Source organism: Carboxydothermus ferrireducens DSM 11255 (assembly GCF_000427565.1).
Lineage (GTDB): Bacteria > Bacillota > Z-2901 > Carboxydothermales > Carboxydothermaceae > Carboxydothermus > Carboxydothermus hydrogenoformans.
On sequence record NZ_ATYG01000014.1, the window covers coordinates 1 to 15,731 of the forward strand.

Genomic DNA, 15,731 nt, shown 5'->3' on the forward strand with positions numbered 1-15,731 from the left:
GGAGTAAATTTTGCCATCTGTGTTTCACCCCTTCTTTTTATTTTTATTATTGCTGACGGAGACGGTAAATATTTTCGCAAAATGGTGGTAACGGTGTTATTTTTTTTGTATAATAAAATCGAACATACATTCGAAAGAGGGAAGTTTTATGATAGAGTATGTGCCATTAAACATTAAAACCGGATATAGCTTTTTGGAAAGCAGTATTAAGCTTGACGGTTTAATGGAGAAAACCGCTCGCCTGGGCTTAAAAGCAGTGGGCATTGCCGATACCAATCTTTTTGGCGCTGCCAAAGCGTTTTTTGCCGCGAAAAATTTTAATTTAAAGCTTCTTTTAGGGCTTGAAGTTAAAAGTGAGGCAGGAACCCTCTGGCTTTACGCCCGGGATAATGAAGGGTATAAATTTTTGGTGCGGGCAGCTACCCAAAAGTATTTTGGCAAGGAAGTACTGTCCCTTGCCGAAATTTTGGAAGCCCGGGGCCTTATCATCCTTGGCGGGGCAGAGTTTTTAGCGGCGGGGTTAAAAAATGTTCTTAATTTTAAAGAGGCGTTTGGCGATGATTTTTACCTCCTGGCAAAGGTAGACGATCTTTTAACTAATCCCGAAAACATCAGAGCCCTTTTAGCCATCGAAAAAAAATACCGGTTAAAACTTGCCGGAAGCAGCAATCCCCGCTTTTTAGAAAAAAACCATTATTTCTTCTACCGGCTGCTTTGCGCTATGAAAAACAATGTAACTTTAGACCAGATTCCTCAAAGAACTTCCCCTTATGCTTACTATCTTTCGCCAAACGAGATGGCGAAGATTTTTGCGCCTGTTGCCCATAGTTTAAAGACCACCCTGGAAATTGCCGAAAAAGTTGGAGACTTTTTTCCCGGGGATGACTTGAAACTTCCGGAGTTTACCTGTCCGGAAGAAAAGGATGAGTATTTAAGAAAGCTTTGCCTTGAAGGGGCCTATGCGCGCTATGGCCGGGTCTCCCGGGAAGTAAAAGAGAGGCTTAACTATGAACTTGAGATCATAAAACGCTTGGGGCTTGCAGGCTATTTTTTAATCGTGCATGATTTGGTACGGTTTGCTAAATCCCAGGATTTAGCTTTAGGTCCCGGACGGGGCTCGGCCGCAGGAAGTCTTGTGCTTTATCTTTTAGGCGTTACCGAGGTTGATCCTCTAAAACACGGTCTTTTGTTTGAACGGTTTTTGAACCCCGGGCGGAAAGTTTTACCCGATGTGGATTTAGATTTTGGCCATCTGGACCGGGAGAAAGTTATCCGCTATCTTTTCCAAAAATACGGCGATGACGGAGTAGCCCATATCGGTACGGTAATAACCTTTGCCGCCCGGGGTGCGGTGCGGGAAGTGGCAAAGGCTTTGGGCTATCCCGAACCTTTACTTAACAAAATAACCCCTCTTCTCCCGGCTTTTGGCGGGAGCAGCATTGAAAAAGCTCTCAAGGCTTTGCCGGAGGTACGTAAGGCTTTGGAAGATCCGGTAATGCGTAAGCTATTAACTTTAGCCCGGTTTTTTGAAGGACATCCCCGGCACTTTTCGGTTCATGCTTCCGGGTTGGTAGTGGCTCGCCGGGAAGATTTAGAGCAAATTCCCCTGGCCTCCTCTTTTCGCGGTGAGAAAATTACCCAGTTTGATAAGGATGATGTGGAACGGTTAGGATTTTTAAAAGTGGACCTTTTGGGTTTAAGGCTGTTAACCGTTGTCCACCGGAGTCGAAGGAACGCTTCTATTCCCCTAAACGACGGGGAAACCTGGAAAAGGATTAAAAAGGCCCAGACCATCGGTTGCTTTCAGCTGGAAAGCGATGGTATGCGGTATTATCTTGGTAAAGTTGCTCCCCGGAATATTGAAGAGTTAGCCCAGGTGCTGGCCCTTTTTCGCCCGGGACCGTTAGAGAGCGGACAGGTGGACAACTATCTGTTAGCCAAACACCAAAAAGCCCCTCCGGTATACCCTCATCCCGCTTTAAAACCGGTTTTAGAGGAAAGTCACGGTTTAGTTCTTTACCAGGAACAGGTGCTTAAAATAGCGGCGTTAGTTGCCGGCTTTGATCTTGCCAAAAGTGATGACCTCAGGCGAGCGATGTCCAAACACGACCGAAAGATTATGGCGGAACTTAAAGAAGAGTTTATGATGGGAGCGGTAAAAAACGGTTATTCGGCTGCTGACGCGGAAAAAATTTTTAGCCTGTTACAAAACTTTGCCGGTTACGGATTTAATAAAGCCCACGGCGTATCATACGCTTATCTGGCTTATTACTCCACCTTCCTTATTACCCATTGGCCCAAAACTTATTTCACCTTACTTTTAAATTCCGAGGGGGGATTTTATCCACCGTCCTTTTACCTGAGGGAAGCTGGACGAAGAGGGATTAAAATCCTGCTTCCGGATATTAACGAAAGCCAGTACGGTTTTACCGAAGTTAAAGACGGGATTAGAATAGGTTTTAAAGATATCGAAGGGGTTGGCCCCAAAGCGGCTTCGATAATTTTAGAAGGGAGAACAAGGCCCTACACGTCTTTTTGGGATTTCTGGCAGCGGGCGGGGCACAAGCTTTCGGTCGAAACAATAAGAAACCTCATTTTAGCCGGAGCTTTTGACGGTTTTGGGGTAAGCCGGGAAAGTCTTCTTTATTGTTTGGAGGTTTATAAACTTTTTAAACCAATCCCCGGTCTTTTTGCGGAACCAAACTTTTCCCTGAAAAAGGAAAAAGAGGCCGGCGATTATCTTAAAAAAGCTCAGAAAGTTATCGGTGTTAAATTCTGGTTGGATTTGGAGGCAAAAGTCGAAAAAACACGGGAGGGATTAATCATCACCGGAGAGGTAACTTTTGGTCGCCGCCGCTATACGCGCAAAGGAGAACCGTTTTTAACCCTTACTCTGGAAAACCAGCAGGAATTTTACGAAGTGTTAGTTCCAGCATCCCTGTACGGTAAATCGTTCTGGAGTTTAACCAAAAAGTTTGTCCAAATTTGGGCGCAGGAAAAAGACGGGCGCCTCTTTGCTCGAAAAATTGTTCCTATCGCTTAAAAAGCCGGTATAAACGGCTTAATTCATAAGAGGTAATCCCGCCCAGAACCAGCAGGAGTAAGATGTAAGAAGTACCAACAAACAATATCCCTGAAACAAGGTTAAAGGGGATGGCGGGACTGAAAATTTTCGAAAAGCCATAACCCAGGCCAAGGGAGCCGAGAAAAGCAAAAATCACTTTTAAAAGGGTTTGGTCGTAAGTTAAAGTGCGAAGCTTAAGTTTTAAGGCACACAAACTTAAGATGAAAAGGAGAAAATGGTAAAGGGCAAAAGAAAGACACGTGCCGGTAATCCCTATCCTGGGGGTTAGAAGCAGAAGGCACAGGATTTTAACTCCGCTTGCTCCTAACAAAATGTAAAAAGGGGTTTGGGGTTGGGACAGACCCTGAAAGATGCCGGTAACCGTTTGGTACCAGTACAAAAAAGGTCCGCTTAAAGCTAAAATTACCACCAATTGACCGGCTTCGGGATATTTAAAGAGTAAAGCCGTAAGGGGAGCGGCGTATAACAGCAAAATAGCCGTAACGGGAAGACCGGCGATGAGGGAAAGCTTAAAAGCATAAAAACTCCGGCTTCTTATTAAGGAAAAGTTTTCCTGACCGAAGGCCTCAGCAATACCGGGCACTAAAGTGGTAGAAAGGGTATTGGTAATAACTGCCGGCGTTAAAAGAAGGGTCATGGCCACTCCCGAAAATAAACCGTATGTGGCGGTGGCTTCCCGAAAGGATAGGCCGGATAGGACCAATGCCTTTGGGATTAAAAGAGCGTCTAAAGCCGAAAGGAGGGTGGCCATCACCCGGGTAAGGGTCACGGGAATTGCCAGGGAAAAGATTTTGCGAAGGTAATTTAGGGGAATTTTCGGGGAAAACCATGATTTTTTATCCAAAAATGCTACTCCTACCAGAAGGCCAACGGTTTCTCCGGCAAGGACTCCCAGGGAAGGACCGCGGAGAGCATCTTTTAAGCTTATGTTAATAAAGGCTGAGGTTAAACTTAGGGAGACCAAAATTCTAACGATTTGTTCGATATTTTGCGCCAGGGCCGGAATATTCCAGCGTAAAAGGCCGATAAAATATCCTCTTAAAGCTGAGGAGACGGCAATTACCGGAATTGAGGGTATCAACCATAAAAAAGCGTAAAAACTATATTCCGAAGGAAATAGAAGATGCCGAATTAGGGGAAGCAAGGAAAAAAACAGCCCTAAAACGGTAAGGCTAAACAACAAAAGGAAAATTATGGAGAAGAAAAGAAGGTTTTTACTATGAGCCCGGTTTTTAAAACCTTCCTGGGCAATGGTTTGGGAGAGGGCCAGGGGTATACCAAGGGTTGAGAGTACGAGCAGAAAAACGAAAACCGGATAGGCCATATTATAGTAGCCGATACCTTCGGCCCCGAGGAGTCTTACGATTAAGACCTGGTAAACAAAACCCAAGATACGATTTAAAAAGCTTACGAAACTCATTAAAAGAGTTCCGTACAAAAGAGACATACCGTTACCCCTTTACCCGATGAATTTAGCCGTTGTTAAAAAAGTTTATGCTTCCGGAAATTCCCGTAGAATTAAAAAAATTTCAAAAAAATAAAAGGAAAACCCGAAATTATGCTGAAATAATATATTACTAATAAAAAATCCTTAGGAGGGCTTTTAAATGAAAAGCTACCCTACAGAGTTTTTAAGAAACATCGGTATCTTTGCCCACAGCGGGGCGGGCAAAACCAGTCTTACCGAAGCTTTACTTTACAACACCGGAGTATTGAAGAGAATGGGCCGGGTGGAGGACGGAAATACTGTTTCCGACTACCACCCCGAGGAAATTAAAAGGAAGGTGACCATTCACGCTTCCCTTGTGCCCTGCGAGTGGAACAACCATAAGTTAAACTTTATCGATACTCCGGGGTATGCGGATTTTATCGGTGAGGTAAAAAGTGTTTTAAAAGTTGTAGAAGGGGCAATATTTGTGGTTTGCGCGGCGTCCGGCGTGGAGATTCAGACGGAAGTGGTCTGGAATCTTGCAGACAATGCTGGTTTGCCGCGTTTTGTGTTTATTAACAAAATAGAACGGGAAAATGCCAATTTTGAAAAAACGTTAAATCAGATCCGGGAGATTCTTTCGGCTAAAGTAGTACCCCTTCATTTACCGATTGGCGAAGGGGAAAACTTTAAAGGATATATCGATATCTTAAGAAATAAAGCATACATTTTTGACGGCAACAACTTAACCGAAAGTGGAATACCGGCCGAGTATGAAGAGAGGGTGATGGAAGCCTGGCTGCAATTAACGGAAGCTGCGGCGGAAAATGATGATGAGCTCTTAATGATGTATTTGGATGGAGCGGAACTGACCCCTGAGCAGGTTGCCCTGGGGCTCAAAAAAGGGGTACGGGCCGGCAAACTTTACCCTCTTTTTGTGGGCTCTGCCACAAAAAATATCGGCATTAAAGATTTGTTGGATGCTTCCTGTGAACTGCTGCCGCCTCCCCAAAAAAGTTACGATCACCCGGTGGCTTATGTGTTTAAAACATTAGCTGACCCGTATGTAGGCAGGATTAACTTTGTTAAAGTTTTGGGGGGCTCTTTAAAACCGGAAACTATTCTCTATAACTTTAATAAGGATAAACCGGAAAAAATCGGCCATATCCTTTATATGCGGGGCAAAGAGCAAGTTCAAACCCAGGAGGTTAATGCCGGAGATATTGCTTGCTTAATAAAGCTTTCCGAAACCGGTACCGGCGATGTTTTGAGTTTAAAAGATAAACCGGTGGAAATTGAACCGGTAGATTATCCCACTCCTAACATGACCATTGCCATTCTCCCCAAAAGTAAAAACGATGAAGACCGCCTTTCCACTGCCCTCCATCGCGCCTTGGAGGAAGACCCAACACTCCGCCTTGAAAAAAACCTGGAAACCCGCCAGAACCTCCTTTCCGGCATGGGGGAACTCCATTTGGAAATTGTTCTCGAAGCAATTAAACGGAAGTATGGTGTTGAAGTGGTAACCGAAGAATTACGGGTGCCTTACCGGGAGACCATCCGGAAAACGGTCCAGGTGGAAGGTAAATATAAAAAGCAAACCGGTGGCCGGGGTCAGTACGGCCATGTGTGGCTTAGATTAGAACCCCTGCCGGATAAAGAGTTTGAGTTTGGTGAAGAGATTTTTGGCGGTGCCGTTCCCAAACAGTATTTCCCGGCAGTGGAAAAAGGAATAAGGGAAGCTTTAAATGAAGGAGTACTGGCCGGTTATAAAGTAATGAATGTGCGGGTGGTACTGTACGATGGTTCGTATCACCCGGTGGACTCTTCCGAACTGGCTTTTAAGATTGCGGCCAGTCAGGCTTTCAAGAAAGGGGTAAGGGAAGCCAATCCGGTACTTTTGGAACCGGTAATGCTTGTTGAAGTGACGGTACCGGAGCAATTTATGGGGGATGTAATCAGCGATTTTAACGGTAAACGCGGCCATGTTTTGGGCATGGAAACCCAGGGCCGCTGGGCCAGGGTTAAAGCCTATGTACCGTACGCCGAGATGTTAAAATATAATATTGACCTTAAAGCGATGACCCAGGCCCGGGGCTTTTATACCATGACTTTCAGCCACTACCAGGAAGTACCGCCCAAACTCCAGGAAGAAATTATTAAGAAAGCAAACTTAAACAAGAAAGAAGAAGAATAAAACGATTCTGCAAATTTTTCTTGACGATTTTTCCTGTTTAATGATTTAATTCTGTATGGCAAGAATGGTGTAAAGCGCAATTAAATAACATTTTCCGAAAAAGGCAAACCCGGTGAAAACTGGGGACGCAAAGCTACAGGGGCTAAAGCAGCTTCTCCTGCTATGCCAGCCAGCTGCCGAAGGTGGAATTTTAAGCGAAAACCCTCCGCCGACCTTACGGCAGGAGGGTTTTAGTATTTTCCAAAGTTCGATGAGGAAAAGTTCGAAATATCTTTTGAAAGCAGGAACTGTGTTGTAAAATAAAAAAATAATGGCGGTAGAGGTGTAAATATGCGTCGCATTCCCGTCGAGTATCTAATCCCCGGTCTGAAAGTTGGTTACCCGGTAATGGACGGGCAGGGACGGATTTTAATTAATGCCGGGACTGTATTAACCTCCGTCATGATTAATCGGCTCAAAAAGTTGAAATATAGCTGGCTTTACATTTACGATGGCAAGGATGATTTTACCGAAGCCTTTGTAATTTCTGAAATGGTTCGGCGCCGGGCTTTAAATGTGGTAAACAATCTTTATCAGGATATTTTGCAGGAAAGGTATTTTGCGATTAAAGTCGCCAATTACCGGGAGCAACTTAAAGAAATCGCAGCGGAAATGTTAGCCGAGCTTTTGGATAAAAAGGGTTTTCTTTTAGACCTTTATGATATCCGGAATATTGACGATTATACTTACTTTCATTCGGTAAATGTAGCCTTGCTTTCTATGGCCACTGCTTTAAAAGCCGGCTTTAAACACGATGAAATTATCAATTTGGGTATCAGCGGTCTTTTACACGATATCGGCAAAACCCAAGTACCCTGGACCATCTTAAATAAACCGGGAAAATTGTCCCCGAAAGAAATGGAGATAATTCGGCTTCATCCGGAAAAAGGGGGCGAAATTGTTTCCCGTTACCTTAACTTTGGCAGCAGTGTGGTTCAGGGTGTAATCCAGCACCATGAGCGGCTGGATGGTAGCGGCTATCTGCAGGGGTTAAGTGGCGATAAAATTCATAAATTTGCCAAGATAATCATGGTGGCCGATGTTTATGATGCCATGACTTCCAAAAGAGTTTATCGCGATCCCATAGATCCCAAAGAGGTTTACGAATTTGTTTTAGCCCTTGGAGGCGGCGAATTTGACCTGAATACGGTTAAAAGCTTTGCTTCGTCTATTGCCGTTTATCCGGTGGGAGCAAAGGTTTTATTAAATAATGGCCTTGAAGGCATAGTTACCGGAACACCTGTGGGGTTTCCTGATCGACCGGTAATTCGGGTAATTGCCGATAATGGGCGGCCGGTAGAACCGTACTATCTTTCCCTGGCAGAAGAATATAAATTGATGGTTACGAAAATTGTTTTGTATCCCGAAGTTGCTAACGAAAGTATTGCGCAAATTTTAACGCAAGGGTAACAAAAACAAACAAATATTTTAAAAAATTTGGTATAATTAGGTTAAAAGACGCTTAAAAAAAGATTTAAGGGGCGAGAAAAGATGGAAATAATGGTGGTTTTAGGGGTAGTTTTAGCTTTTACTTCCCTGGTAACCGGGTTTTTAATGGAAGGCGGTACTATTTCTGCCCTGGTAGCACCTTCGGCGGCTTTAATAATTTTTGGCGGAACAATCGGTGCCAGTATCATTGCTTTTTCGACGGAAGAGGTACTGGCAATTCCCAAGTACTTTAAAATCATGCTTTTTCAAAAGCCGTTAAACGAACTGGAAGTGGTAAAACAAATAGTTTCGCTTGCCCAAAAAGCCCGGCGGGAAGGGTTACTGGCTCTGGAAAATGACCTGCCCAACATCAAGGATGACTTTTTACGCCGGGGTTTACAGTTAATTGTCGATGGTACCGACCCGGAACTTTTCCGCTCGATTTTGGAAAATGAAATTTACGCTATTGCAGAAAGACACCGGGTGGGGGCCGAATTTTTTGAAGCGGCCGGTGGTTATGCCCCGACGATGGGGATTATCGGTACGGTTATGGGACTGGTTCACGTTTTAGGGCAACTTTCCACCCCGGATAAGCTTGGTCCGGCAATTGCGATGGCTTTTACCGCTACCCTTTACGGAGTATCTTCGGCGAATATCTTATGGCTGCCTTTTTCGGCAAAACTAAAAAATTTAAGCAAAAAAGAACTGTTAGTGCGGGAAATGATGTTAGAAGGATTGGTGTCGCTGCAGGAAGGACATAACCCGATGCTAATTGAAGAAAAACTCCGGTCATTCTTAAAGCCCAAGCTCCGGGAGCAAAGCTTAAGAGAAGGTAAGGGTGAATTAAATGAAGCGGCGTCAGCATGAGGAAAAAAAACCAAACCACGAACGCTGGCTCATTACCTATGCGGATATGATTACCCTTTTGATGGTGTTTTTTATTGTATTATATGCCCTTTCTAATATTGACGCGCAAAAGTTTCGTGCCCTTGCTGATTCTTTGAGTAAAGCCCTAGGCGGGGGCGGAATTGTGCTTACCAATGCCGGACCGGATGTGGTTACCGGGAGCAATGCAACTGTACAGGGCAACCTGGGAAAAGCCAGCCAGGAGCAATTACCGGCGGTTGATGAAAAGGATTTGAAGGAAACGGCTAATTTAGCGATGATCAAGGCTAAAGTCGAGTCGTACATAAAAGCGAAAGGTTTGAATGCCAGTGTGACGGCTACCTTGGAAGAAAGGGGAGTGGTTATTTCCTTTAAAGATGCCATTTTATTTAAATTAGGTTCGGCAGAGCTGTCTCCTCAGGCAAGGGCTATTGTGCGGCAAATCGGGGAAATTCTTTTACCGCTTCCCAACTATATTCGCATCGAAGGACACACCGATAATCTGCCTATAAACAACAGTAGATTTCCGTCCAACTGGGAACTTTCCACGGCCCGGGCAACTTCGGTTGTCCATGAATTAATTGATGGGCTTCATTTTCCGCCCTATCGTTTATCGGCGGTAGGATACGGAGAATATCGCCCTAAAGTTCCCAATACTTCAGAGCAAAACCGGCAGAAGAACCGGCGGGTGGATATTGTTATTTTGAGGAGCAAGTATGAACCGGTGGAGCCAAAAAGCGGGAAAGTACCCGGACAAAATTAAAGGGGGAGAATTAATGGGGGGATTTAAACTGCGCTTAGGTATCAGGGCCAAGCTGTTTATCCTTACTTTTATTCTGGCTTCGATGATGGTGATAGGAGGAACCGGTGCGGTCTTTTCTACGTACCTGGTAAACCAGAGCCATGAAAAGCAAAATAAAGAACTTTTAGGGGAACTCCAGCGGTTGGGGGAATTAAAAACGTCCCTTTTTCAATTTTTTAACTCAGCCACCGATTACCTTCTTTTTCCGAATCCAAAACGGCTGGCGGAGGTAAAGAAAAACTATCAGGAAATTTCCAGGCTTTTGACCACAGCCAAAAAATTGGCTCATAGCAGCGAAGAAACGCAACAATATGATGAAATTGCAGCTATTTTAAATAAATCCCAAAATTTATTAGAAAAAAATATTACTAATACCAATTTCGAGCAAACTCAGAACGCCATGAATATGCTCCAAACCAATGCGCGGAATATAATGCACCATTTAAACAAACTTGAAGATACTGCTAAAAAAGAAGATAACAAAGCCCGGGAAAAGCTTTTAAAAATCTTTAAAATTGCAGCCGGAGCCGTGGGCGGCAGTACCGTTTTGGCGGCAATTTTAGCGATGGCTATTGGTTATTTTATTACAAATCCCCTTATTGTTTCTATACAAAAATTAAGAGAAATCGTGCATAAGGTTGAAGAAGGTTGTCTTAATTGTACGGTTGAAATTAAACAAAATGATGAATTAGGGGATTTATCGAAAGACTTAAATAACATGGTCTTAAAGTTAAATAGTCTAATTTCCACAATAACTTCGGAGTTAGAAAACTTGTACGGGATTTCCGATCAGGTGGCTTCGGTGGCGGAGCAGGTCTCCCGGGGAGCAACGGAGCAAGCGGCTCAAGTTCAGGGAGCAACTACGGCAGTTGATGAGATCGTGCAGGGAATCCAGGAAGCTGCCAATCAAGCGGCCAATGCGGCCAGGGTTTCGGAAGAAACCATGGCCCAGGCGCAAACCGGTGCCAAAACCGTAGACCAGTTAAGCGCCAGTATGGAAAAAATTAACCGGGAGATCAGGCGTCTGGGAAGCAATATCTCCAGGATTACCGAGTTTTTAGCGGTTATTGAGGATATTGCCGAACAAACAAGCCTTTTAGCCCTTAATGCGGCAATTGAAGCGGCTCGTGCCGGTGAACATGGTCGGGGATTTGCGGTAGTGGCGGAAAATGTTAGAAAGCTTGCGGAACGTTCGGCAAAATCCACCAAAGAAATCGAACAACTGGTTTTTGAAATTCAAAAGAGCAGTCAGGAGACCTTTGCGGCTATAAACGATGGCAATGAAATGGTGGTCAAAAATAAAGATGCTTTCAACCAGATTTTAAATGCGGTTAATTCGGTAGTGGCAATGATTGAAGAAATTGCTAAACATGGCTATGAAGTTGCTGAGCGCGCTAATCGCACCATGGAAATGATTAACTCTATTTCTGCAGTTATCCAGGAAACGGCGGCCACCACCGAAGAATTGGCGGCAACATCTCATACCCTGGTTGAGGCTTCCAATAAGATTAAGGCCCAGGTAGCTTATTTTAATACCAAATAAAGAAATAATGAGGAGGAGTTTTAAGGATGGCTGAAAATTTAACGAATAAAAGTGAGGCGCAAATTGTCATTTTTACCTTAAACCAGCAGCAGTACGGCGTTGACATTGCTCAGGTCTACGAAATCATTCGCATGACCGATATCACCAAAATTCCCAATACCCCTTACTTTGTCGAAGGAGTAATTAACCTAAGGGGAAAAATTATCCCGGTTATTGATTTAAGGAAACGCCTGGGGATGCCGGAAGTGGAAAGAGATAAAGCTACCAGGATTATTGTAGTGGATGTTGATGGAATAACGGTGGGGATGATTGTGGACTCGGTGATGGAAGTATTTCGTTTAAACGATGTGGAAATCGAATCAACCCCTTCCATGATTAACGATATCGATTCGTCTTTTATTCAGGGGATTGCCATTAAAGACGAGCGGATGATTATCTTACTGGACTTAAACCGGGTTTTAAAAGGTGAAGAAAAAGAAGCTTTAGCAAATATGTAAATTTGAGGTGAGCTGTGGTGTTTTCCGATGCGGAAATGGCAGTTTTTTTGGATGAATTGGAAGAAAAAATTCAGGTATTAACCGATAATTTACTTTTGTTAGAACAGTCGGGGGAAGATGATCCCAAAGTTTTACAGGAGATTTTCCGGGCTGCCCATACCATTAAAGGCTCCTCGGCGGTAATGGGCTTTACCAAGATGTCTTCCCTTACCCATGAAATTGAAAATATCTTTGATAAGATGCGGAATAACGAATTAAAGCCCACTTCTTCCCTCATAAACGTTCTTTTTGAGGCTTTAGATGCATTAAAAATTTTGAGGGATGAAATCGTGACCGAAAATGCTGAAAAGTATGACACCACCGAGATTATAGCCAAACTTAAGGAAGCGGTGGCGGGTACGGGAGCTAAATCTTCCGAAACTCAAGCTCCTGAAGGGGAGACGGCGGAATTTTCTGGGGAAGAAATAGAAAAAATTAGGGAATTTGAGTTAAAAGGGTATCAGCTATCTGAAATCAAGGTTTATCTTGATCCTGCTGCGGTAATGAAATCGGTCAGGGCATTTATCGTATTGCAGCAATTAAAGGAACTCGGAACTGTGATCAAAACCGTTCCTGCCGAGGAAATTTTAGTAAAAACAGAAGATTTCAACGATTTTATCGTTTATTTGGCAACAAACGAAGACGAAGACCGGCTGCAAAACATCTTATTAACTATCCCCGAAGTAGAACGGGTGGAAATTATCGCAAAACAGTTAGAAGATAACATAGAAGCAAGAAACGAGGAGCAAAAGGTAGAAAAAACTGACGTAAAAGATATAGTTTCGGAAAAAACAGCAACGGTGGAAAAGCCGGCGGCAGAGGTAAAAACTAAAACTTCCGCTGTAGCTCCAGCGGAGGAGAAAAAGGTAACGCAAACCGTTCGGGTGGACGTCCAGAAGCTGGACACATTAATGAACCTGGTGGGAGAACTGGTCATTGACCGGACTCGCCTTTTAAGTGTCATTGATAAACTTTATACTCTCAGCCGGGAAAATAATGAATTAGTAGAGACCTTAGCGGAAATATCGTCCCATGTCGGACAAATTACTACCGATTTGCAGGATGTAATTATGAAAGCCCGCATGTTGCCCATTGCTCAGGTTTTTAACCGCTTTCCTCGCATGGTGCGGGATTTAGCCCAGAAGCTTAATAAAGAAGTTGAGTTTATTGTAGAAGGTAAGGAAACGGAGCTGGACCGAAACGTCATCGAAGTAATCGGGGACCCGTTAATTCATTTAATTAGAAATGCTTTGGACCATGGGATAGAGCCTCCCGAAGAACGGGAAAAGCTGGGAAAGCCCAGAGCAGGACGGCTGCGTCTGGCTGCAGCTTACCTGGAAAATAATATAGTGATTACTGTGGAAGATGACGGGCGGGGGATTGACCCCGAGGCGGTTCGGAAAAAGGCGGTGGAAAAAGGCCTGATATCCGAGCGGGAAGCGGAAATGCTTTCGGATAAAGAGGCCATTAAACTAATCTTCCGCTCGGGGCTTTCGACAGCCCAGAAGGTCAACGATATTTCCGGCCGGGGCGTTGGTATGGATATAGTGAAATCCCAGATCGAGCAGATAAACGGTGAAGTCCAGGTGGAAAGCCAGGTAGGGAAAGGGACAACGTTTACCATTCGCCTGCCCCTGACATTGGCGATTATCCGGGCTCTTTTAGTAGAGCATCAAGGGCAAATCTATGCATTTCCCTTAAATTTTGTGCAGGAAACCTTAATTGCCGGTCAAGAAGAGCTCCGCAAGGTTTCGGATTATGATGTGATGTTATTACGGGGCAAAGTGCTTCCGCTGATTTCCCTGTCCAAGCTCTTTAATCTGCCCGAAGATCAGGAGCAAAAACAATGGTATTTTGTGGTAATCTTAGGTACCGGTAATCACCGACTGGGCGTGATTGTCGATAACCTTTTGGGTGAACAGGAAATTGTGATTAAATCCCTGGGTGAATACCTCGGTCAGGTCAAGGGTCTATCGGGAGCTACAATCCTTGGCGATGGCCGGATCGGTCTTATCATTGATGCCCGCGGGATTTTGCAGGAGAATGAAATAGGTGAATTAAATGTCGCGGTATAAACTTTTTATTGTGGATGATTCGGCCTTAATCCGTCTCCGGCTGAAGACAAGTCTGGCTTTATGGCCCGAAATCCAGATAGTTGGGGAAGCGGAAAATGGTCAGGAAGCTTTAAAGAAAATCCCATTAGTTAAGCCCGATGTAGTTACGCTGGATTTAGAAATGCCGGTACTGGATGGTCTTAGTACCTTAAAAGAGTTAAACAAAGTTTATCCGGTACCGGTAATCATGCTTTCTTCTTTAACAACCCATGGAGCTAAGGCAACTATTGAAGCCCTGGAAAATGGTGCTGTAGATTTTGTACCAAAAGATGGGGATTGGAATAAGGTTATTTCTGAGTTAAAAGAAAAGATAAAAATAGCTGTATCAGCTAAAAAACGTCCGAAACCTTTTACCGGAGGGACGCTTAACCCCAAAAATGTTATCCTTGGTAAAAATGGCCGGCAATTGGTGGTGATAGGTGCTTCTACCGGTGGACCGCCGGCCTTACGGGAAATCATTCCCAAACTTCCGCAAACCTTTCCGGTGCCCATTGTAATTATCCAGCATATTACCCGCGGTTTTAGTAAGCCGCTGGCGGACCAGCTGGCCAGAGTTTCCCGGCTAAAGGTAAAGGAAGCGGAAAAAGACGAGCAGTTGCTCCCGGGAACGGTCTATGTGGCCCCTGCTGGTTATACCTTTAAAATTGCAAAGTACGGAAGTAGTTTAATAGCTAAAATAATTGAGCCGGTGGAATACTTGCCGGCTCATTTCTACCCGTCGGTGGATGAGGCGATGCTTTCGGCAGCGGAAGTTGCGGGCAGCAAAACCATAGGAGTTTTGCTAACGGGCATGGGAAAGGATGGGGCGCTCGGGATGAAAGCTATCAAAGAACGGGGAGGCTATACCATTGCCCAGGACGAAGAAACTTCGGTAGTTTACGGTATGCCCAAAGCGGCAGTAGATATAGGGGGTGTTTCCAGGGTTTTGCCCCTATCGGCAATTGCTGAAGAAATTGCGGCTAATATCTAAAGAAATTAAATTTTTTTCCGAAGTATTAGATAGCACCAAAATGATATGAGGGGATAGTATGAGGATAAACGGAGTAGATTTTAAGAATGTAGTGGAGCTTTACGCTAAAGCGGTTCCTTCGGCGGCACGGAACGATAAAAGCAAAACCGATGAGGTTGTTTTAACCGAAAGCGGGCAGGAAATCCTTAAACTCAGGAAAAAACTTGCGGAAATTCCCGAAGTGCGGGAGGAATTGGTAAGTAAAATAAAAGAAAAGATTTTATCCGGAGAGTACCAAATTGACGTAGAAAAATTGGCTGCAAAGTTAAAAGAATGGGGCGAATTTTAAATGGAGGAAGGTATTAAGGAGCTTTTTCGGAAAGAAGTTCGGCTTTTAGCCGAACTTTTAGTTATCATTGAAGAGCAAATTCAAAACATAATCGACCAAAAGATTGAAGATTTTAGCAGAAACTTACAAAAAATGGCGGGAATAGCGGCGGAAGTGGCGGAAGTAGAAAAAGAACGGTATGCGGCAACGTACGGTCAGGATTTAAGCAAAGAAGATGATGAAATAATTACCCAGCTCAAAGATTACGCCCGCAAAGTGCAGGAAAAAAATGAAACCCTGACGCTTCTTTTACGGCAGGAACTTGCTTTTAACCAGTTTTTGCAGAAAAATTTACTGCCGGAGGGCAATACATCAATCCTGGACCGGCAGGTTTAA

The 15,731-nt window shown here is 44.1% G+C and carries 12 protein-coding genes and 1 riboswitch; of the genes, 11 read left to right on the top strand and 1 reads right to left on the bottom strand.

The window, feature by feature from the left end; translation table 11 throughout:
• The first annotated feature begins 148 nt into the window (after window positions 1-148).
• Complete coding sequence (locus CARFE_RS0105775) at window positions 149-3,043, top strand: DNA polymerase III subunit alpha (protein ID WP_028052062.1); 2,895 nt, start codon at window positions 149-151, stop codon at window positions 3,041-3,043.
• Here CARFE_RS0105775 and spoVB read toward each other — a convergent pair.
• Window positions 3,033-4,532 carry a stage V sporulation protein B gene (gene spoVB / locus CARFE_RS0105780; protein WP_028052063.1) on the bottom strand — a complete coding sequence of 500 codons (1,500 nt, stop codon included), beginning with the start codon at window positions 4,530-4,532 and terminating at the stop codon, window positions 3,033-3,035. The genes CARFE_RS0105775 and spoVB overlap by 11 nt on opposite strands.
• A 160-nt stretch (window positions 4,533-4,692) precedes the next feature.
• On the opposite strand from spoVB, the gene fusA reads away from it, so the two are divergent.
• The 10 genes from fusA to flgN all read left to right on the top strand — a co-directional run bounded on the left by fusA (window position 4,693) and on the right by flgN (window position 15,731).
• Window positions 4,693-6,711: an elongation factor G gene (fusA, locus tag CARFE_RS0105790; protein WP_028052064.1), complete on the top strand. Its 2,019-nt coding sequence runs from the start codon at window positions 4,693-4,695 to the stop codon at window positions 6,709-6,711.
• A 92-nt stretch (window positions 6,712-6,803) separates the two neighbouring features.
• Window positions 6,804-6,892, top strand: a riboswitch (cyclic di-GMP riboswitch).
• 149 nt (window positions 6,893-7,041) lie between these two features.
• Window positions 7,042-8,160 (top strand): HD-GYP domain-containing protein, encoded by a 1,119-nt coding sequence (locus CARFE_RS14440; RefSeq protein ID WP_051250188.1) that lies wholly within the window; start codon window positions 7,042-7,044, stop codon window positions 8,158-8,160.
• 81 nt (window positions 8,161-8,241) lie between these two features.
• A complete protein-coding gene (locus tag CARFE_RS0105800; RefSeq protein ID WP_028052065.1) occupies window positions 8,242-9,045 on the top strand; it encodes a flagellar motor protein in 804 nt (267 codons plus the stop codon).
• Complete coding sequence (locus CARFE_RS0105805; RefSeq protein ID WP_028052066.1) at window positions 9,026-9,826, top strand: OmpA/MotB family protein; 801 nt, start codon at window positions 9,026-9,028, stop codon at window positions 9,824-9,826. The genes CARFE_RS0105800 and CARFE_RS0105805 overlap by 20 nt, the downstream gene beginning before the upstream one ends.
• Window positions 9,780-11,408, top strand: a complete 1,629-nt coding sequence (locus CARFE_RS0105810) for a methyl-accepting chemotaxis protein (RefSeq protein WP_028052067.1) — start codon at window positions 9,780-9,782, stop codon at window positions 11,406-11,408. The genes CARFE_RS0105805 and CARFE_RS0105810 overlap by 47 nt, the downstream gene beginning before the upstream one ends.
• Before the next feature lie 26 nt (window positions 11,409-11,434).
• The gene (locus CARFE_RS0105815; protein ID WP_028052068.1) at window positions 11,435-11,905 is read left to right on the top strand and encodes a chemotaxis protein CheW; all 471 of its coding nucleotides are present in this window, start codon (window positions 11,435-11,437) and stop codon (window positions 11,903-11,905) included.
• Window positions 11,906-11,919: 14 nt separating this feature from the next.
• Window positions 11,920-14,019, top strand: coding sequence for a chemotaxis protein CheA (locus CARFE_RS0105820; protein ID WP_245570759.1), 2,100 nt, complete (start codon window positions 11,920-11,922; stop codon window positions 14,017-14,019).
• Window positions 14,006-15,028, top strand: coding sequence for a protein-glutamate methylesterase/protein-glutamine glutaminase (locus CARFE_RS0105825; RefSeq protein WP_028052070.1), 1,023 nt, complete (start codon window positions 14,006-14,008; stop codon window positions 15,026-15,028). The genes CARFE_RS0105820 and CARFE_RS0105825 overlap by 14 nt, the downstream gene beginning before the upstream one ends.
• Before the next feature lie 58 nt (window positions 15,029-15,086).
• Entirely contained in the window at window positions 15,087-15,356 is a 270-nt protein-coding gene (flgM, locus tag CARFE_RS14445; protein WP_051250189.1) for a flagellar biosynthesis anti-sigma factor FlgM, read from the top strand.
• Window positions 15,357-15,731, top strand: a complete 375-nt coding sequence (gene flgN / locus CARFE_RS0105835) for a flagellar export chaperone FlgN (protein WP_028052071.1) — start codon at window positions 15,357-15,359, stop codon at window positions 15,729-15,731. It abuts the gene before it with no gap.

Coding starts and splice junctions, on each gene's coding strand:
- flgM (WP_051250189.1), top strand. CDS start 15,087: ATGAGGATAAACGGAGTAGATTTTAAGAATGTAGTGGAGCTTTACGCT.
- CARFE_RS14440 (WP_051250188.1), top strand. CDS start 7,042: ATGCGTCGCATTCCCGTCGAGTATCTAATCCCCGGTCTGAAAGTTGGT.
- flgN (WP_028052071.1), top strand. CDS start 15,357: ATGGAGGAAGGTATTAAGGAGCTTTTTCGGAAAGAAGTTCGGCTTTTA.
- fusA (WP_028052064.1), top strand. CDS start 4,693: ATGAAAAGCTACCCTACAGAGTTTTTAAGAAACATCGGTATCTTTGCC.
- CARFE_RS0105800 (WP_028052065.1), top strand. CDS start 8,242: ATGGAAATAATGGTGGTTTTAGGGGTAGTTTTAGCTTTTACTTCCCTG.
- CARFE_RS0105805 (WP_028052066.1), top strand. CDS start 9,026: ATGAAGCGGCGTCAGCATGAGGAAAAAAAACCAAACCACGAACGCTGG.
- CARFE_RS0105775 (WP_028052062.1), top strand. CDS start 149: ATGATAGAGTATGTGCCATTAAACATTAAAACCGGATATAGCTTTTTG.
- CARFE_RS0105825 (WP_028052070.1), top strand. CDS start 14,006: ATGTCGCGGTATAAACTTTTTATTGTGGATGATTCGGCCTTAATCCGT.
- spoVB (WP_028052063.1), bottom strand. CDS start 4,532: ATGTCTCTTTTGTACGGAACTCTTTTAATGAGTTTCGTAAGCTTTTTA.
- CARFE_RS0105810 (WP_028052067.1), top strand. CDS start 9,780: ATGAACCGGTGGAGCCAAAAAGCGGGAAAGTACCCGGACAAAATTAAA.
- CARFE_RS0105815 (WP_028052068.1), top strand. CDS start 11,435: ATGGCTGAAAATTTAACGAATAAAAGTGAGGCGCAAATTGTCATTTTT.